Here is a 19,750-nt window from a genome sequence, read left to right as displayed (position 1 = left end):
TATCCTTAACTCTCAATAGAGTACGTGTTGATAAGCAGTTACACAAAATTAGTTACAGTCTCAAGTAGCGCTAACCACTGTGCCGCTGTTCTGTATGTTTTCATCACCTACTCCGAATTTATCATTGAGCAGGTATTTTCAAATAGGCAGATTAACGATGCGAGGTGTGGTTCGCTAGACGGTTACCGCACTTCATTGTCTTAACACCCTCTCTAAAAGTTTATTCTTATCACTGACTGTTAATTCCATATTTATTCTTATATTTAGATTTAAATGTTACTTATTTAATAAGTGACTTAATTTTTATTTATGGCTTATATATATATATTTATGACGTTCGATGTTTTTACGTAATTTTCACAAAGTAATATTTCGATACTTTTTATTTTGACGTAATTTTCACATAGTTATTATTTATATATTTTCATTTTTATATTTAAACGTATTTTTGGCAGTTTTACTTCTCTAACCCACACACATTAAATGAACTAAAACTATTACAAGATCTGGCTCACAAAGAATATTAATTATTCATTTATCCTATATGGAAATCTTACAAATAAGGAATATTTTGATGAAAAAGCAACTTGTCACAGCATTAGCCGCTTTAGTGATAGCACCTGCAATGTCAGCAACATCAGTCGATTTGGGATATAAGGCGTACACCTCTGATACAAAGTCTGATAACGGTGGGGCATATGACCAACCTTTTGTTAAATTGACACATTTCAATAAAGCAGACTGGGGCACGCTATTGGCTTATGTGAAGCTTGAGAACCCGGGTGAGGTGAAAGAAGCTCAACACGGTGCAGATGGAAAGCTGACCGTAAAGTCCCTGTTTATTATTGATAAGCAGATCTCTGATACAAGTTACAACTTATGGGGACAGAATTTCTTGGTCTCTAACCGTACAGTGATGGAAGACAACCTATATCTGGGTGTGACCACTAACCGTAAGTATGGCGATCTCTTTATCAATGCCGGTATCGGTCTGAACTACTCTGTTGCTCATTTTGATCCAACCGGGGAAAGTTTCGATGGGATTAGTGGTTATGCCGCGGTGATTAATGCCAGTTACCCATTTTCTGCAATGGGGCTTAAGCATTCGTTATCTGTCAACTATGAAGGGCAGATCGACCGTGATGAAGACCATATGAGCACCTTAGGTTATGACAGCTACGGACATCAGCTCATCACCACATTAAAGACAAGTATGACGGAGTCATTCTATACCAAGTTGCACATGACCCATTTCGATAGCTGGGGATCAGCGCCTAATGATGGCATCGAATATGGCGTAGCGGTTGGTTTTACCTTCTAATATCGGATTGATCTAATAGGAATAATAAAGTGATTAAAAAAACAATTATCGCCAGTGCAATTGTCGCTCTGGTAATGGGCTGCTCACTTAAAGAGAGCGACCAGTTAACGAAGAGCGAAGGTTCTGCATTCGGTAAGCATGGAGAAATTCAGGTTCAGACCGAAACTGAAAATGGCAAGTTGGTCGATATCAGCATCCTGAAACAGAATGAAAATAAGGTATTGGCGGCGTCGGTATTTACCGAAATGAAAGATGCAATGATTGCCAATAACAGTACCGAGGTCGATGGCATCAGTGGCGCGACGATCACCAGTGGTGCATTTAGAAAGGCTGTTGAGAGCTCTCTTACCACCGCAGGCGTTACCTTAGTTGCCGGTATGGTCAAGAGCAGTGATAAATCGGCAGAACTAGTTGCCAGTGAACAAAATTTCGATGTCGTTATCATAGGTTCAGGCGGTGCAGGTTTCAGCGCCGCGATCACGGCTAAAAATGCTGGTGCTAGCGTAGTGATTATCGAAAAAATGCCAACGGTTGGTGGTAACAGCTTGATCACCGGTGGTCAGATGAACGTGCCAGGTAACTGGATCCAGAAGAAGATGGGCATCGAAGACAGTATCGATCTGTTTGTCAAGGATACCCTAAAGGGCGGTGACTATTTGGGTGATCCTGAGATGGTACAGATTTTGGCCGAGCAAGCATTACCAGCCGCAGAGTGGCTAAGGGATTATATTAAGGTTGATTTTTACAAGGATCAGCTATTCCAATTTGGTGGTCACAGCGTTAAGCGTGCACTGATCCCACGTAACCATACTGGCGCGGAGTGGATCAGTAAGTTTATGGCAAAAACCGATGAACTGCAGATCCCTATCCATACCCGTACGACAGCAACAGCGCTGATTAAAGATCAAAATGGACGAGTGATCGGTGTTGAAGCTGAGAAGAATGGACAGCAACTCACTTATTACGCCAAGCGTGGCGTGATCATGGCAACCGGTGGTTTTGGTGCTAATGTTGCTATGCGCACCAAGTATGTCCCTGAACTGGATAGCCGCTACGGTACAACTAATGCTCGTGGGATCATGGGTGACGGTATCGTGATGGCCGAGAAGCTTAACGCTCAAACACATAACATGAAGTCTATCCAGACTTATCCTATCTGTCATATCGATAGCGGAGTGATCTCTTTGATCGCCGACTCGCGCTTCTTCGGTGCCTTGCTGGTGAATAAGGAAGGTCATCGTTTCGTCGAAGAACTAGAGCGTCGTGATGTTATCAGCCGTGCAATTCTGGCCCAGACCGATCAGCAGACTTATGTACTTTGGGGGAGTGAGATTGAAGATATTGCCGGTGTTGTCGGTGTGCATAAGGATGAGTTCGCCGAGCTTAACCGTAAAGGCATGATGTTTAAGGCAGACTCAATCGAAGAGTTGGCTCAAAAGTTCGGTGTTGATGAAAAAGCGCTGATGGCTCAGGTTGGACGTGTAAATCAGTTTGCTAAAGCGGGTGATGATAAAGAGTTCCATCATCGTGGCGGACTAAAAACTATCATGAAGCCTCCATTCTATATGCTGGTGGCTAAGCCCTCTGTACACCACACTATGGGTGGCTTGATGACAGATACCCACACTCGTGTACTAGATACACAAGGTAAGGTTATTGCTGGTTTATTCGCAGCTGGTGAAGTTACCGGTATGACCCATGGTTCGAACCGCTTGGGTGGTAATGCCATTACCGATATTACCGTGTTTGGCCGTATTGCAGGTAAAGAAGCTGCCGCACAATAATCGATAGCTTCTGCTTAAAATAAGTATTCCGTTCAACTTAGTGAGCGGAATATTTTATTATGAGTATAGGGAATGTTTTGAAGGCTAATATGAAACTTTGTGTGAAACTCCTAACGATGTGCTTGTTGGTGTCATATATGTTCCAGTCTCGGGCATGGGCGCATATCAATATCGATCAGATAACCGGTAATACGATGGGGACGACCTACACGATACAGTTTCGCCTGCAGAATAATCTAGCAACGCAACAGCAGATAAAGGTATTAGTGGAACAGGAACTGGAGCGAGTGAATAGCGCTCTGTCAGTTTACCGTTCAGATTCTGAAATATCTATATTGAATTTAAATGATACTGGAAACCCTATTCTGGTATCTGAGCGTCTAAGGGATGTATTACAGATTTCAAAGACGATATCTTCACAAACCTATGGGGCATTCGATGTGACATTAGGGCCAGTGATTGAGTTCTGGGGGTTTGGTGTTAAGGCCAGAGATCTGCAGAATAAAGATCGTGGTCAGCTGGAGTTGGCTCGATCGAAAACAGGCATGGATGGATTTACCCTGAGCTCGAAAGCCATTACGAAAGTGATTCGAGGGCTAGAGATAAATCCTTCGGCTGTGGCGAAAGGATATGGCGTGGATCGTGTTGCCAAGGTACTCGATGGTGCGGGTCTACTTAATTATCTGGTCGAGATAGGCGGAGAGGTGCGGACTCGCGGAGTTGGTGTCAGAGGCAGAGACTGGATCGTTGCTGTTACTCGTCCAGAGAAGTTTAGCCTGGAGATACAGCAACTGATCAATCTTAAAGATATGTCTATGGCGACCTCGGGTAGCTATGTTAATTATATCGAGAGCGGTGATAGACAGTTGAGTCACATTATCGATCCGACAACCGGGATACCGGCTGAAAATAGTCTGGTTTCGGCGACAGTGCTTCACCAACAGTGCGCCGTAGCCGATGGTTTTGCGACTGCGATGATGATATTGAGTGTAGAACAGTCGATAAATATTGCCAATGCAATCGGGCTGCCGGTCATGCTTATCGAACAGACGAACACTGGGTTGAAGACCCATTTCAGCAAGAGCATATCTCCCTACTTATCAATACGAGGGCTGTAATAGGAATAATTGGAAACGATAGAATTTGAAAACTCTGTGTATAATTATCGTGCCTCAGGCACACCATAACGTTTTAGTTTCTGCCATAAGTAAAACAAGTTAAAATCAGTAATATTAAATTCCCTCCCCAAAAAATCACCTTGTCTAGTTTTGCCAATACCTCAAGCTACCCAAGACAAGGTCATGAATTTATTTTAGCCAATTATAAATAAAATAAAATAAAAAATGCATAAAAATCTGAGCTTTACGTTATGTTTTTCGTTTTCACATGGATCTAACCTCGAGTTATTTCGTAATCTATTCCCAAATTATTGACTTCTAAAAATCTAGATAATTTCAGGTGGTATTGTAATTTCAATTTTTATTTCCTTAATTTGCGTGATTTTAATGATAAATCGTCATATCCCCACAGGGTTGACGGCAATGTAATGATTGATAATTGACATTGCCTTCTATTTTTGAGATGTCTGACTGTATGTAAAGCTGCTTGTAGGTTTTTCCTGGTAAGTGCATTTATGCCGTATTGATGTCCAACCTTATTACACATGGCTCTTTATTTAGAAGCCGTTATGTAACGTCGGTGAATGCTTCAGCGCTTTTTGCTAGCGTGTTTTTATCCTACATCTCGGATAGAGATAACGTTAGTAAAGGCATCGCTATTATTATTATTATTTTTTACCAAATCCGTGCCAGTAGACCGGCCAGCCATCTTTTACGCCGTAGTTGTTTACAAGAGACGCAATAACAACCAGCAGTACGCTACCAACAAGAACTGGAGTAACTAAGAAACTCAGACTGACCGCGGACTTACCCGCAAGAATGATAACGATTGGGTTTGCCCCAGCCGGTGGGTGTACCGCACGCAAAAATTGCATAGCCATGATTGCGACGCCGACTGCCACAGACATAGTAATGTATGAATCACCCAGTCCGTAGAGTGCTGCTAGACCGACAGATGCCGCGATAAAATGACCACCGATAACATTTCTTGGCTGTGCAAGAGGGGATGTTGGTGCGGCAAACAGGATAACGCATGTGGCGCCGAATGGTGCCATTAGCCAAGGAACTTCTGAGTACTGACCAAGAAGACATAAACAAAGAATTCCAAGTGTACCGCCAATTAAACCTTTTAAAAGTTGGAGTAGTGAGGGGCGTGGTGGAAGCGAGCCGCCGCCTTTTAGTTTGCTCATAATTAATTCCTCAAAAAATAACGATATATCTCAAATTTGTGATACATTACATTTAGGTACAGATCTGTACCTTTTAGGAATGATACAGATCTGTACACTCCATGCAACTGTTTTATTTTAAAAATTTGGAAATTTGGAAATTTGCAAATGGGCACAAAAGAACACATATTAAATATTGCCGAATCCTTGTTTAACGCGAATGGATACACCGCTGTTGGAGTTGACCTGATTCGTGATACGGCTGGTGTATCGAAAACCTCGATGTATCGTCATTTCGGTTCAAAAAATAAATTAATACTAGCTGTTCTCGTTCGGAGACATTTACGTTTCGAAGATAAGCTTGGTGGCGTAATCTCATCTGAAATGAGCATGGAACAAAAATTGGATGCGCTTATTGATTGGCACTTTAAGTGGTTCAGTGCAGAGGATTTTCATGGATGTATGTTTATGCATGCTATGGCAGAATTTAAAGAGTCCGATGACGCAATTGCTGATTCTGCATCTATGCACAAGAAGTGGTTTAAGTGGCTGATCAAGGAGATTATTTCGAATAACCCTGATTACGATGAACAGCTAACTGAGTCAAAGGCCGAATCCATCATGACGTTTATTGAAGGCATGATTGTACGAGCGGAATTCGATGATATCACTTCGTTTAGACCAATCTATCGATTTTCGATTCAAACGTTATCTAAAACAGAGTTCTAAAGGAGAGAAATAACAATATCAGTGACTAGCGGAACACATTATATTGGATTAGCAGTATCAAAATTGGAAGAGAATGTGGAGTGCTTTACTGTAGTATAGAGTGAGCATAGGCGAAGTAACACTCTTGATATATTGTACAAGATTGTAGATGTATTCGGCAGCAACTCATGTGACTAACTGCCGAGCCGAACATCTGTAGGAGGTCAGGCGTTGTCTAAAAATTAAATACAGCCGCGCAGTTTATAGTTGGCTTGCCATTCTTTAAATAGTGCAGAAAGCCTTGCTTCATTTTGCTTACTGCCAGATGTTTTTTTGTCTTTTACTTTGGGTTTTTCCTTGCCTAGATCAACACCCGATAGCTCTTTACTGTACATCTTCGGGGTAACATGGCTGTAATGCTGCTCAATCATGGCAATGCTGGTTCCACACTGTTTGGCTAATACTTCCATGTTGACATCACCAGACATCAGTTGCCATGTAATATAAGTATGACGCAGCGAGTACAACGTTCTGACACCATGTGGTGACGACTTCAAACCAATTTCCGATACCGCTTTTTCAAACGCTTTACCGAGCTCGTTGCTCGAAGAGCCATCCGCTAGTCTAAATAGTTTATCTGAAGGTTTTCTATTAGGAAATCGTTCTCGTAATGCTTGAACGCTGGAGAATATTTCATCACGGCATACCACTTCTCGGATACCGGTATGCTTGACCGTTTTACCTTTTCTCACAGTGATATAGAAGATAATGTTGTGTTCATTCGAGTCTATGTTGATATCACCCCATGTAAGGCTTTCCATTTCCGTACCGGGTCGAATACCTGTGTTAACTGCAAATTCCATGTAGTCGAGTAGCAGTTCACGAATTTGACGGGTTTTTTCCCTAATACTATTTTGCTCAAGTGCTAATACCGCATCGAAGGCTCTTTCATATTCCTCATGAGAGAAATGTGCTCGACGTTGCGATCCCGCACCTTTGGTCGATAGGGGAGGGACTTGAGCTGCTAACATCCATTTATGATCTACTGCTTCTTTAAATACCAACTGCATGGCGGCGTTGTGATTCAGCAGCGTTGATTTGGCAGGGACGCGCTTGAATTGTTCAATACGCCATTTATCAAACTCACGCAGCTTTTCACTATCAATTGAGGTAATGTAAATACGGTCGAAAAAAGGGATATGGTACTTACGCAATACCTGAATATAAGTCTTATAGTTAAGTGCTCCTGTTTCATTATCCAGAGCCTCTTGCATTGTGCTAATTGCTTTTTCAGCTACATCGCGGTAGCGTTTTGTGCTGACCAGAATATTACGGTCAGCCATGAATTGGTATTCCATTTGAAGCCGATAGGCCATGCCGATGGCTTTTTCTTTTTCTTTCTGCTTAGTAGCTTTAGAATACCACTTACCAGCTACTTTGATGCGGGCATACCAGCGTTTGCTATTGTCTTGTAGGTAGACATATAATTCGTCAGAAATATCGTGTCGTTCGACCTGTTTGCTCATAGTCTTTATCTGATGTGGTTTTGCAAAGAATTTGCAAAGTATCTATTTTATACAGTAACTACATGAAAAATAAAAGCCTTTGTAAGCACTATATATTCAAAATCCGTTGCTTTCGAGCGTGGCGGTTCAAGTCCGCCCACCGGTACCATCTTTAAACAATAAAGCCTCGACTTATGTCGGGGCTTTATTGTATCTAGGCTAATCAAAAGCTTAGCGTATTCCTTTGGGGTGAGCTGCGCTTTTATCTCTTCAATAGACCCACTCTAATCAGCCTAAAATCTCTTTCATGGTTTATCTATGGATCAATGTATATAAAACCTGTGTTTATCTTATTCGAGGTGAGGGATGAGCCAAATCTCCTGATCTTTTGATCCAACCTCTTATATTTATTTGGCTTATGCTAACGTTTGTATGAACACAGCCAAAAGCTTACTTTAATAGTTTACCATTTAAGTAAATATCAGTTTCCATTTCAGTTGCGTTTTGGATCCCTTCACCGGCAAAGCAGGTTCGTAATGATTGCTTGGCATATTTTATGGCCTGTTCAGCTACAGAATCACTTTGTACAACGATCCTGGTTATTACGTTATCAAGTGTGCCGGTCATTGCTGGTGTCATAAAGTTTTCTTGCTGGAAGTTAAACTGGTGCTCAACTCGGAAGTCCTCGATGTTCACTCCTTGTTTCTGAAAGTACATTTTGTTCGCTGTAAGTTGGCTCATTAGGCAGAAAGAAGTACCGATCGTAAAGTAGTCCCGTGATGTAGGTGCTTTATCTTTACCTTCGTAGCCACGGCTGTCGTCGGAGTAAAGATCCCATGTTGCATAGTTTTCAGTTAAAGATTTTGCTCTAACCCTATGCATATATGGCCTGTCGGTATCATGGGCTGATTCTGCAATTGCAATCTCAGGGAACACCAACGGATTTGGAAGGTGGTGCATATCCAATGCAAGATCTTGTTCTATTTCCATTGTCTGAAATGTGAGATCTGCAGTGACATTTGTAATCGGAAAGCCATTATCCAGAGAAACCGGAGTTTCAACCTTACCATGACTAGGTTTGAGGCCGGCCCAATCATCAGCATTGACTATTATGTCAGAATCAATGACGGTTTTATTGGCTAAGCCTTCACCCACTGCCCAGGCGTTCAGTGCCATTTGTTTTAGCTCTTTGATCTTTTCCGGAGACTCATCGCTTGTGATTAGAATGTTTGAAATCACTTTGTCTGTATGACCAGACCAAGTGCTTGTCATTGTATCCTGCCATCTGAAGAATATTTTTGATTCTACTTTTACATCTTCAACATCGAGGTCTAGTACCTGAATTGCTCTTTCAAGTTGAGTTAGCAAGCTTGAGGCCGAACCAACCGCATAGTAAGTGAGTGGGTTTGGTGCCGTTTGGTCATGATCAGCACCACCTTCGTCGCTAACAAGTTGCCATGGACTAAACGCATTTTCATCTTCAACCTTTACCATGCCTTTTTTAAGAAAAGGCGCTTTAGGATTTAAGATATTTTGAGTCGAAGTAATGATGTTTTCTGAAATAGCAGCATTTTCAGCCACAGCTTTAACTGGGGTAAAGGTTGTCGGACGCGTATAATTATCTAGTCTGGTTTCGACTTGATATATTTTTTCGGTTTGACCCTCGTCGTTTGGCGCAGAAACTGCGTAACCAGAAGTCAATATTGCGATTAAGGTTGCGAGTGTGCTTAATTGGGTTTTCATTGTTGATACCTCATATATAACGAATTTTAGAAACGAGTATTGATAACGTCTGAGGTATATATTCGGATGTTTAGCGGGATCGGTGAAGTGACTCTATTCGGTTATTCTGGCACTTTTTTCGGTTCTAGTGAGTGATGCTGAAGAAATGTTGAATTTCTCCCGTATTTGTTTACGAAAAGCCGTTGGGCTCATGTCGGTTTCGCGTTTAAAAAAACGGCCAAAGTAAGATGCATCTTCAAAGTTTAAACGATAACCGACTTCTGCAGCCGATAGATCACTGTGGCTCAGTAGTCGTTTAGCTTCCAAAATGATTTTATTACGGATGATTTGCCCCGGAGCATATCCGGTAGCGGCTTTAATTGTATCAATCAGGTGATTGGGACTCACTCCAATTCTTTGAGCATAGTCCTTGACTGAATGTTCACTGATGTAGTGCTCCGATACCAGTTGTTCAAATTGTCTCAATAGTGATGATGTTTGCTCTAAGTGTTTACCCATATGTTCAGCACAGTACAATCGATCTAGCTTCATAAGTAGTATGTGAAGATAAGATCGGACGATTGACAGGCTAGGGTTAACCTCATCATAAAGTTCTTCCTCTATCCCTTCTAACATAGTTGTTAGTTTAATCTGGTTTTCTCCATTGACAGAAAGGCAGGGCTTATTGGCTACGTTGTGGAAGAAAGCGAAGTCATGAGCACGAATAATATTTGAGCTCGGGAATGCCAAAAATTCTTCAGGTATGAGTAGTGCATACCCTTTTAGTGGTTTGGTAAGTTGCCAGAAATGAACCTGTCCCTTGGAGAGGAAATAGAAGGATGAGCGATTAATCGGATAAGACTCAAAGTCTATAATGTGTGCCCCTTCCCCCTCGGTGATATAAAGTATTTCGTAGAAATCATGGTGGTGAGGATAAGTTGCATGACCAGACTCATTCATCAACTCAAATTTAGTTAAGGTAAAGGGTGTTTGAGAGTCAAATATCACAAGGGGTTGACCATTTTTATACTGAACGCTTTCAAGTGCATCAGTATAGGAGTGAGATGATATTGGGGGCATGCTATTCATAAGTGACAAATCTCGTTAGTAGCCTCAAAAATATTATAACTTTTATTACTTAATTATCCATTTTACAGTGTTAATTAATATCTGTACTAGAGCCTGTTTGGTTGTGATTGTTGTGTTCTTCTAATACATTTTTTTCGTGATGGTAAAAAGAGTAACTCATTGATACTCAATGCCTAGAATTTTAAATCGTTTTGTGGTCATCACTATAAGTACACAATGACTTTTATTTACTAAATTACAGATGTTTAGGTAGATTTTTAGTTTGAAATCGTCCTCAAGTTGATTAATCTTCAAACCCTAATTATGCAGATGATTTTTGGGTTGATAAAATATTGATTCTTCGAATTTGATGCATAAAAAAACCAGCTACTTACGCAGCTGGTTTTTTGATTAATTTGGGGTTACCAAATTATTAATTACTCAGAATTAGTGCTTACGACGACGTAATGCAGCTAATGGTAGTAATAGCGCAGTTAACCAACCCATAGAACCACCAGAAGATTTCTCTTCTTTTTCGGTTACAGTAATCGTTGCTGTACCTGGCTCACTCTCTACACGCGTATCAGACGCTGTTACAGAGAATTTAATTGAGCTACTACCTGATGGTGCTGTAAAGCTAATTTTTTCACCACCATTGGTAAAGTTAACCGATGGACCACTTGTTTGTACCCAGTTGTACGTTAGTGTATCGCCGTCAGCATCGCTACCGTTCGCTCGTGCTGTAACAACAAAACCTTCAGTACTTGTCATGCCTGTTGGCGCAACAGTTGGAGTCGTGTTGTTAATCATGACAGAAACTGTTGCCATTTCAGAACGGTTACCCATGGTATCGATAGCAACAACTTGTGCTTCCATGGTTTCGCTAGTTTGGTCAATGACAGCAGTGTCGCTTAAGCTGACTTTACCTTTAGCGTCAATCATGAACATGCTTGAGTTAGCGCTGATAACAATAAACTCTGATACTGGGCTTGTTAGCATATCAGGGTCTGTTGCAACAATTTGACCAAGTTCAGTGCCTGCAGCTGCGCCTTTGTCTACATAAAGCACTAGGTCTTCTACTGTAGGGGCTTCGTTACCTTCATCAGTTGTGTTTGCTACAACTGACATAGAACCATTATCAGAAAGTAGCATGTAACCCAATGAGTTGCTGCCGACTTCGCTAACAAGCATTGCGCTTTCACCTGGTTTAAGTTCAGTAACGGCTTCGCCGTCAGCGTCAACTAAACCAGCTATGGCATCTGTGCCGTCAAGTAATAACGTCGCTTCCGATTCATCTCCAGTGCCTGTAGATACAGGTGCCCAGTCGGCTTCTTCTACACGGAAACGTACGCCAATAGATGCGCCTAAATCCGTAGCTGCTAGCCCAACATCTTCAAAACAAGCTTTGATTGATAAGAAGTCATTACCGGTAACATGGTAAGCCGGAGAGAAGGTTCCGCTACCTGTGCCATAATCCGTAACAAAACCGTAAAGTGCTCGTGGGTATGTTACGCTATCGTTGCTGAACCAATCTAAGTTGATGGTTTTTGCTGTGAAATCATAAACACCATCATTATCGATATCATAGTCGACGTTGTAACTAGCCACTAAACCATGCGTGATTGGATCACGCATTTGGAAGGTGTTCCAAATTGCAACTCCTTCATCACATTCTGAGTCACCCGCTAATTCACTTGAAGCATTAAGTAAGTCATGGCGTAAAGACATGTCAACAGGGCTAGTTGCCGTTAATGGTGCGCTAAATGGAGCTGTAATTGCAGTTGCACCTACGTTAGTGAATGTTCTGACAATACCGTCTTCGGTGACTTCAGTTGAAACCGATGCAGCCGCAGCCGCTTTTGGTAGAATGTGATAAACAACATGCAATGCTTGCTCTTCACCATCCATGAACTTAATTGCGCCATCATATTCTGATAATGTTAGCGCATCAGATGCTTCGCTAGCAGTACCGCCTAACTCATATGATGAATCCAAGGTCCACTCAGGAAGGCTTGTAGGATCAATTGTGACAGTTACATCAAAGGTTTTCGTTTGACCTGCAGGAATTTGGATGCTTTCTGGCATCTCAAAAGTCACAGCCTCTGAATCAATATCATTTTGGAAGCGTTGCTCTGCCATTAATGTGTAAGTTTTCGCTTCTGCTGAGAAGTTTTTCACAGAAATGGTCTTAGTCATTGATGTTGTTTCACTTAATGAAACAAGACCAAAGGCTAAAGCTGCTTGCATGGTATCTTTATCATATGCAGCTACAGGAAGATTAATTGATTTCTCAATGTCGACCAAGCCTGCACCAATGTAACTAATCGGTGCTAACTCAGCATCTTCATTTAATGCGATAGGCTCAACGGTTACATTTAAGTTTGCCGCATTCATCATAGTGGCTTTAATTTCAAGCGCACTGCGATTTGGTAATGCTTCTTTAACAATACTCATTGCGCCAGCAGTAATAGGGCTAGAGAATGACGTTCCGCTAATAGGTGATAACTCATCACCGAGCCCTGGGTGAGCAGTCATAATCGACGTACCAGGAGCTGTTATTTCTGGTTTTAGCGTTCCAGCAATTGATGGGCCACGTGAGGTAAAGGTTGCAATCGCACCCGCTGTTGTGACTTCTACTGAAGTAATTGAGAATACAACATCGCCCTCAGCCAGTGCAGTTTTAATCGCATCGCCTTCTTCTTTAGAGATCATTACAGATGGAATGGTGATGTCTGAGTTTGAACCACCCATAGTGAATGCACCGTCACCCTCTACGTTATTGGCAACAATGACAAATGATGCGCCACTTTCTTGAGCGTGAAAGACTTTATCAACAAAACCACAGCCACCGCGGTCAATGATTACCGTTTTACCAGTAAAGTCGACGTCATCTGCAAATGGATCACAACCGTTTAAGTTATCTGTAGGGAGTACTAATGGTGCAGTTGTGTTGCTAAATGAAAATTCATTAGAGGTATTAAATCCAGCGCTAATTGGCGCTATTTCAACGCTATCAGCCGTTGCTGTGATTTTACCTGCGGTCACGGTTGGGTGAGTCATTGCGCCAACAGATAATGCATTAGCAGACGTACTTGGTCCACCAACAACAAATGGTGTCGCACCATCGTTACCTGCTGAAATCACAAGGTTTACACCTAGTTCAACCATTTCATCAATCAGTTCTTGAACAGCGCCTTCTTTAGAGTCGCCGAAATCACCACCCAATGACATATTAACTGTGTCAACGCGGTCAGAGATATCGCCATCACCATTTGGATCCATGGCGGCTTCTAAAGCGTAAAGTTGTGCTAGGCCTGGACAACCTGAATCACAGACAGAATAAACATACAATTCAACATCTGGTGCGATTCCCACAACTGAATGGCTTACATGAGTACCATGGTTGGTATCAACATCAATCGGGTTAGCGTCATTGTTAATAAAGTCATAACCACCAGCAACTTTACCTTGCGGCCAGTTTGGCATATCGGCTTTAGCTGCTACCGCGGCTTCATAGTCGGCAATGTCACCTGAGCCACCTAATGCAGCGTGAGTGTAATCTACACCGGTATCTAAAACGGCAACTTTTTGACCTTGACCTGATGCAGTACCCGCTTCGATTACTGATGTTGCACCGATATAATCTGCACTATCTGCTACATGCAGATCGTAGTCGTATATAGGTAGAATATCTGCAACGTCAGAATTTTTTAATAGTGATAATAATTGTACTTTGTCAGCTTTAACTAAAATTGAGTTAACCAGTTTTGAGGTTTGTCCAACAACTTCAATATCAGCGCCCAGACTTTCAATTGAGCTTAAAACTCGAGCTTGCGACTCTTGAACAGATGCAGCAGCTTGTGCAGAAGAGACTTTAGATAAACGTGATTGTTGAGATACTGACTGGGTATTTAGTTTGATCATCCAAGCAGAGATAGTTGATTGCTTTTCAGATTTAGTGGCTTTTATGCCTGCGTATTCATTATTAACTCGGTCAGTGGTGTTGTATTTGCTTGCAGTTTCTGCAAATGCTGCACTAGAGATTAGTGCGGCAGAGATGGCGATGGCTAGTTTTGTCTTCACAACGTCTTCCTTGTTATTAGACATCACTTAATTAGAGAGGATATCGTGCTAAGACGATGATTATTAAGTGATGGTGTTTTTAATGTAATTAGTTTTATGTTGCATTCTATGATGCATCACTGCATTTGTAGCACAACTAATTAACAAAAGTCACACCATAAGTTAATAAAAAAGTAATTAAATGTTAACCGGGGTTTGTGATGGGTGTCATATTAAGGTGGGAGGTTATTGCATGTTAAGGCTTTACAGCCCTAACAATAGGGTTTTGCAGGCTAATTAATGTTTCTGTGGATTGGATTTCATCAATCGATTGAATGCGATTAATCAGCACATGTTGTAAGCCATCAATAGACTGGCACATTACCTTTACAAACACTGAGTAATTTCCGGTGGTGTAATAGGCTTCGACCACTTCTTCAAGGGCATTTAGTTTGGCGATTGCCGCGGGGTAATCACCAGCACTTTTGAGGTTTATGCCAATAAAACAACATACATCGTAGCCCAGGGCTTTTGGGTTAACAGTGATTTGCGCACCGGTAATAATGCCAGCTTGTTTCATTTTTTCAACTCGGACGTGAATCGTACCCGCGCTTACATTAAAGCGTTTTGCCAGCTCTGCAAATGGTGTACGAGCATCTTCCATTAGTGCCGTCAGGATTTGATTGTCTAAATCGTCGCGTTGAAATGAGCTATCCACAGTATTGAACCTAATAAATCACTATTTGGCCATAAATCTACGTCTTTCATTGCATAATAGCCAGAAAAATTACGGGTGAAATTAATAATGTTTATCTAAAGTTTATCTTTGTCGATTCAAATTATTGGATTGCAGTCGGTTCGATAAACTCTGCCGGTGATTCGAAGTGCATTTGCGCTTGTGTATACGGATGGCTAATGGTTAATGCAGCCGCATGGAGCAATAAACGTGGAGATAAACTTTTTGCCAATGGGTCGGCATAAAAACCATCGCCCAAAATCGGGTGGCCTAGGGCCATCATGTGTACCCGCAATTGATGCGAACGCCCAGTAATGGGGGTGAGTTTGACCAATGTTGATTTAGCGGCATAACTGATAATTTCAACCAGGGTGGTTGAGGGTTTACCAACGTTATGGTCCACTTTTTGTTTTGGTCGATTAGGCCAATCACAAATTAGTGGTAAATCAACTTGGGTGACTCGTTTGCTTACATGGCCAGCGACTCGCGCATAATAGGTTTTAGCGGTTTCACGCTCGCGAAATTGCCTTTTAAGCTCTCGTTCAGCATTGCGGCGAAGTGCCACAACAATGACACCTGATGTTGCCATGTCGAGTCGATGGACTATTTGAGCATTAGGGTGTTCAGCTAAAACACGCGAGTAAACACTGTCATGATAAATTGCTTCTCTACCTGGCACTGACAGTAACCCCGAGGGTTTATTGATCACGATAATGTCTTTATCTTGATGCAATATATCTAACCAAGGTGTGGTCGGTGGATTATAAATAAAGTCAGCCATTATGAGGGTCTCGTCAGTCAATTCGCGGCAACGATACCGCTGGACACCGAGATGTGCAAGTGTTGCACAATGATTAAGAAAAGGCGTGGCCGTTTACGTGCATTATGGTGAATGTCCACACCACAAATGCTAGTGGAATATGCACTAACGCGTAAAAGCATTGATCGAGGCGCTGCATCCCTTTTGACATGATGATGAGATACAAATGCGCCCCCATAACGACAATAAATAATAAAAATAATGGATATAAAGCAAACGGGCTCGCATCGGCGAAGATGGTATGGCTTAAAATGGCCCAAATAACCATAAACCCCGTCGTGAGAGGAGGGAGTGCGATGCGATATTGTTCTGGGTAAGGGAACATCCCATGTCCTTTTTGTTAACCTTTAATTTCTTTGCGGCTCTGGATCACCTTGCGATGCACTATTGAGTAATGGCGCAATCCCGCAGGGCCATGAGATACAATAACAGATAATAGAATAATAAAGATGACTAATTCAGATTTACACTGACTTATTTGAATAAAAAAGCCAAGCAGTACAATCTTTAATAACGTTAATACCCCTTTTAATTGAATAAGCCAACGCCAGTCTCGTATGATTTCCCAGCTCATCAGTAACACCCCTGAGCAAATCGCAGCGAGCCAGTAGTTAAACCATAATGATAAATCGAGATCAAACATGATCCCGCCGCCACTGCCCACGACACCAATGATATGAATCGCCCTCAGTGATGTTTTACTGATCCGCGCTACCCAAAATCGACCTTCAGATACCGGCATTTTCTCTTTATTCTTCATAAGTGACTGTCTTAGTTTAACAACACTTTAATACTAACAAGTAATGCTAATATAAACAGTGATTAGCGCGGCAATTTGTGGTTTGTTTCACAGACCACAGCATTTAATCATCAGTGTAAAAATGTCAGCGCATTGCGCCATGCTCCAGTATTTCATTGTTTATTAGCTAAGTGTATTGGCATGTTGTCTTGCCTAAAAGCGTTAAATTATCGCAACGCAATGCGGTTTTTATACAGATTGCGATAACCTAATTACTTGATGGTGTGATTTAACGTTGTTTAGCGCAAATCAAGGTTAGAGACTGGTTTAAGGGCAACGCAAACTGGATCACAATTTGGTGTTTATCCTATGTGATATTAACGACAACAACTGAGAATTCACATACAATTAACGTATCTTTTTGGGGGGAGGCATAGACTCATCCTCGCCATCTACGTCGGCTAATTTGGATACTTATGAGAATCGGATTTTTTAGCGCAAAACCTTACGATGTTGTTCATTTCAATCGTACTAATCAACAATTTAATGTTGATATTGAATACTTTGATTACCGCCTGTGTATGCAAAACGTCAAACTAGCTGAAGGTTATGAAGTGGTTTGCGCATTCGTTAATGATTCATTATGCGAAGAAGTGTTGGTTGAGCTCGCCAAAGGTGGCACTAAAATTATTGCTATGCGCTGTGCAGGGTTCAACAATGTTGACCTTATTGCTGCTGAGCGCTTAGGCATGAAAGTGGTCAACGTACCGGCTTACTCTCCTGAGTCAGTCGCAGAGCACTCAGTCGCACTTATGCTAACCTTAAATCGCAAAATTCATAAAGCATACCAACGCACGCGTGATGCAAACTTTGCTTTATCTGGCTTAGTGGGTTTTAACATGTTTGGCAAAACCGTTGGGGTGATAGGCACGGGTAAAATTGGTGTCGCGACGATTAAAATTTTACTGGGTTTTGGCTGTAAAGTGATCGCCTACGACCCGTATCCAAACCAAGCTGTCACTGACCTTGGCGTCGAGTACGTCGACCTAGACGTTTTATACCCTCAATGTGACATCATTAGTTTACATTGCCCATTGACTCAAGATAACCACCATTTACTTAATCAAACGAGTTTTAATAAAATGAAACCAGGCGTAATGGTGATCAATACCAGCCGTGGCGGATTATTAAATGCATTTGATGCGATGGAAGCATTGAAAGATGGTCATATTGGTTCGTTAGGCTTAGATGTTTACGAAAACGAAAAAGGACTGTTCTTTGAAGATAAATCGAGTGAGATTATTCAAGATGATGTGTTTCGCCGTTTATCAGCATGTCATAATGTAATCTTTACCGGACACCAGGCGTTTTTAACTGACGAAGCGCTTAATGCTATCGCATCGACTACGTTAATGAACGTCACTCAATTAATGTCTGGTGAAGTGTGTGACAATGAGTTGTTTTAGTATTGCTAACGGCTAACGGCTAACGGCTAACGGCTAACACTCATCACTAGAATCACAAGGGAATGGGTATCATATGATTACTAAAACTGAAGTGCACGACATTACAACGCCCACAGGCGTAATGCGTACAACCTTGTATCGCCCAGATATCAAAGGCCAATTCGCGACGATAATTTTTTACTCAGAAATATTCCAACAAACGGCGCCTATTGCACGTTCAGCAGCGATTCTTGCCGGTCATGGCTTTGTTGTTTTAGTGCCTGAAGTGTTTCATGAATTAAACCCTATCGGTACCGTACTTGCCTATGATGAAGCAGGTAAAGACAAAGGCAATGCCGACAAATGGGCCAAACCATTAGAGCATCATGACAGTGACACCTGTGCTTTAGTTGATTTTGCCCGCTCACAGTCATTTTGCTCAGACAAAGTGGGTGCAATGGGCGTGTGTATTGGCGGTCATTTAGCTTACCGCGCAGCATTAAACCCAGACATCAGCGGCGCTTTTTGTTTATACCCGACAGACATTCATTCTAATACTTTACCTTGCCAAGCCGGGAATGACTCACTGACTCGTTCAGGCGATATTAAAGGTGAGTTAGTGATGGTGTTTGGTAAACAAGACCCGCACGTGAGTAAAGAAGGCCGTAAGCTTATTTACCAGCAGCTTGAGCAAGTTAATGCTAATTTTACCTGGCTCGAAGTGAATGCCCAGCACGCCTTTATGCGTGATGAAGGCGAGCGCTATGATGCCGCAATAGCCTTACAAATGTATTTACAGTCGGTGGCGTTTTTTCAGCGCGTGCTAAACTAGCATCAATGGCTGGGGTAGGCATGAAAAAAGGCGCATTAGCGCCTTTTTTCATTTATGTCGGTAAAGCGTTATTTACGCTTTGGGATCGCTCTACGAGTGGTTTTTTTTGGGTTGCCACTTGATTATTAGGGAGCTTAACCACTCCTTTTTGCAATAACAAACTGTTCGGGTAAGTCATCACATCACCGGACTCGCGTTTAAGTAAAATATGAAACAGTGATATTTCGACAATCATCCCTGACATGTCTTCATCTTTTTCAACAATACGAATGCGATCGCCAATACGATAAGGGAAAACAAAAAATATCAGCACGCCAGCGGTAATGTTGCTCAAAATTGACCACTGCGCAAATAAAGCCACACCTAGTACTGCAAACGCTGACGACACAAAAAGAGACACTTCTTGGTAGCCCAATCCTAGCGATATCGCCATAACCGACAAGGTAACAAAAAACATAAAGTACGATATTAGCCTGGTTACCATCCTGCTGCGCACTTCATTAACTTGTTTTTTCTTAGCTTGCTGGCGGATCCAATGGCTCACCTGACGCTGAGCAAAGGTAAATACAGCCAAATATGCAATACACATCAACAACTGATTAAACATCTCGGTTTCCTGCTAGAAAAGTTCACGCTTATAAATGGCCATAAGCCACGGACTTGTGGCATTAACCTAGGGTACAATATGGCTTTGTTGCTGGCGAAACCCATTAGCCAAACC

At 41.9% G+C, this 19,750-nt stretch carries 16 protein-coding genes; 6 read left to right on the top strand and 10 right to left on the bottom strand.

The genetic code is table 11. The annotated features are described in order from the left end of the window. The first annotated feature begins 574 nt into the window (after positions 1-574). The 3 genes from IEY42_RS18260 (at position 575) to IEY42_RS18250 (ending at position 4,223) form a co-directional block, all read left to right on the top strand. Positions 575-1,321 (top strand): outer membrane protein OmpK, encoded by a 747-nt coding sequence (locus IEY42_RS18260; protein WP_188926728.1) that lies wholly within the window; start codon positions 575-577, stop codon positions 1,319-1,321. 74 nt (positions 1,322-1,395) lie between these two features. Continuing rightward, positions 1,396-3,105, top strand: coding sequence for a flavocytochrome c (locus IEY42_RS18255; RefSeq protein WP_229780160.1), 1,710 nt, complete (start codon positions 1,396-1,398; stop codon positions 3,103-3,105). Positions 3,106-3,242: 137 nt separating this feature from the next. Further along, positions 3,243-4,223 carry an FAD:protein FMN transferase gene (locus IEY42_RS18250; protein WP_229780159.1) on the top strand — a complete coding sequence of 327 codons (981 nt, stop codon included), beginning with the start codon at positions 3,243-3,245 and terminating at the stop codon, positions 4,221-4,223. A gap of 668 nt (positions 4,224-4,891) precedes the next feature. Here the strand turns inward: IEY42_RS18250 and IEY42_RS18245 are convergent. After that, positions 4,892-5,413 (bottom strand): HPP family protein, encoded by a 522-nt coding sequence (locus IEY42_RS18245; protein ID WP_229780158.1) that lies wholly within the window; start codon positions 5,411-5,413, stop codon positions 4,892-4,894. Positions 5,414-5,560: 147 nt separating this feature from the next. Here IEY42_RS18245 and IEY42_RS18240 point away from each other — a divergent pair, with 147 nt between their 5' ends. Beyond that, positions 5,561-6,121 (top strand): TetR/AcrR family transcriptional regulator, encoded by a 561-nt coding sequence (locus IEY42_RS18240; RefSeq protein ID WP_188926726.1) that lies wholly within the window; start codon positions 5,561-5,563, stop codon positions 6,119-6,121. A 221-nt stretch (positions 6,122-6,342) separates the two neighbouring features. Here IEY42_RS18240 and IEY42_RS18235 read toward each other — a convergent pair whose 3' ends face one another. The 8 genes from IEY42_RS18235 to IEY42_RS18200 form a co-directional block, all read right to left on the bottom strand. Then, entirely contained in the window at positions 6,343-7,626 is a 1,284-nt protein-coding gene (locus IEY42_RS18235; RefSeq protein ID WP_188926725.1) for a tyrosine-type recombinase/integrase, read from the bottom strand. A 429-nt stretch (positions 7,627-8,055) separates the two neighbouring features. Then, positions 8,056-9,348 (bottom strand): OsmC family protein, encoded by a 1,293-nt coding sequence (locus tag IEY42_RS18230; protein WP_188926724.1) that lies wholly within the window; start codon positions 9,346-9,348, stop codon positions 8,056-8,058. 93 nt (positions 9,349-9,441) lie between these two features. Further along, a complete protein-coding gene (locus tag IEY42_RS18225) occupies positions 9,442-10,416 on the bottom strand; it encodes a helix-turn-helix domain-containing protein (RefSeq protein ID WP_188926723.1) in 975 nt (324 codons plus the stop codon). 426 nt (positions 10,417-10,842) lie between these two features. Then, positions 10,843-14,478: a S8 family serine peptidase gene (locus IEY42_RS18220; protein WP_188926722.1), complete on the bottom strand. Its 3,636-nt coding sequence runs from the start codon at positions 14,476-14,478 to the stop codon at positions 10,843-10,845. A 235-nt stretch (positions 14,479-14,713) separates the two neighbouring features. After that, positions 14,714-15,175 carry a transcriptional regulator AsnC gene (asnC, locus tag IEY42_RS18215; RefSeq protein WP_188918834.1) on the bottom strand — a complete coding sequence of 154 codons (462 nt, stop codon included), beginning with the start codon at positions 15,173-15,175 and terminating at the stop codon, positions 14,714-14,716. A 121-nt stretch (positions 15,176-15,296) separates the two neighbouring features. After that, complete coding sequence (rluA, locus tag IEY42_RS18210) at positions 15,297-15,974, bottom strand: bifunctional tRNA pseudouridine(32) synthase/23S rRNA pseudouridine(746) synthase RluA (RefSeq protein WP_188926721.1); 678 nt, start codon at positions 15,972-15,974, stop codon at positions 15,297-15,299. A 73-nt stretch (positions 15,975-16,047) separates the two neighbouring features. Next, the gene (locus tag IEY42_RS18205) at positions 16,048-16,338 is read right to left on the bottom strand and encodes a hypothetical protein (RefSeq protein ID WP_188926720.1); all 291 of its coding nucleotides are present in this window, start codon (positions 16,336-16,338) and stop codon (positions 16,048-16,050) included. Positions 16,339-16,353: 15 nt separating this feature from the next. Further along, positions 16,354-16,773, bottom strand: a complete 420-nt coding sequence (locus IEY42_RS18200; protein WP_188926719.1) for a hypothetical protein — start codon at positions 16,771-16,773, stop codon at positions 16,354-16,356. Positions 16,774-17,228: 455 nt separating this feature from the next. Between IEY42_RS18200 and IEY42_RS18195 the strand changes: the two genes are divergently transcribed. Together IEY42_RS18195 and IEY42_RS18190 are read left to right on the top strand one after the other, a co-directional pair. Then, on the top strand, positions 17,229-18,218 hold the full coding sequence (locus IEY42_RS18195; protein ID WP_188926718.1) for a 2-hydroxyacid dehydrogenase: 990 nt from the start codon (positions 17,229-17,231) through the stop codon (positions 18,216-18,218). A gap of 73 nt (positions 18,219-18,291) precedes the next feature. After that, a complete protein-coding gene (locus IEY42_RS18190; protein ID WP_188926717.1) occupies positions 18,292-19,029 on the top strand; it encodes a dienelactone hydrolase family protein in 738 nt (245 codons plus the stop codon). 52 nt (positions 19,030-19,081) lie between these two features. On the opposite strand, the gene IEY42_RS18185 is transcribed toward IEY42_RS18190, so the two are convergent. Further along, entirely contained in the window at positions 19,082-19,636 is a 555-nt protein-coding gene (locus IEY42_RS18185) for a mechanosensitive ion channel domain-containing protein (protein WP_188926716.1), read from the bottom strand. Between the last annotated feature and the right edge of the window lie 114 nt (positions 19,637-19,750).

This window comes from Shewanella algicola (assembly GCF_014648035.1).
Classification (GTDB): Bacteria; Pseudomonadota; Gammaproteobacteria; order Enterobacterales; family Shewanellaceae; genus Shewanella; species Shewanella algicola.
This window is presented reverse-complemented; position numbering and strand designations above follow the sequence as displayed.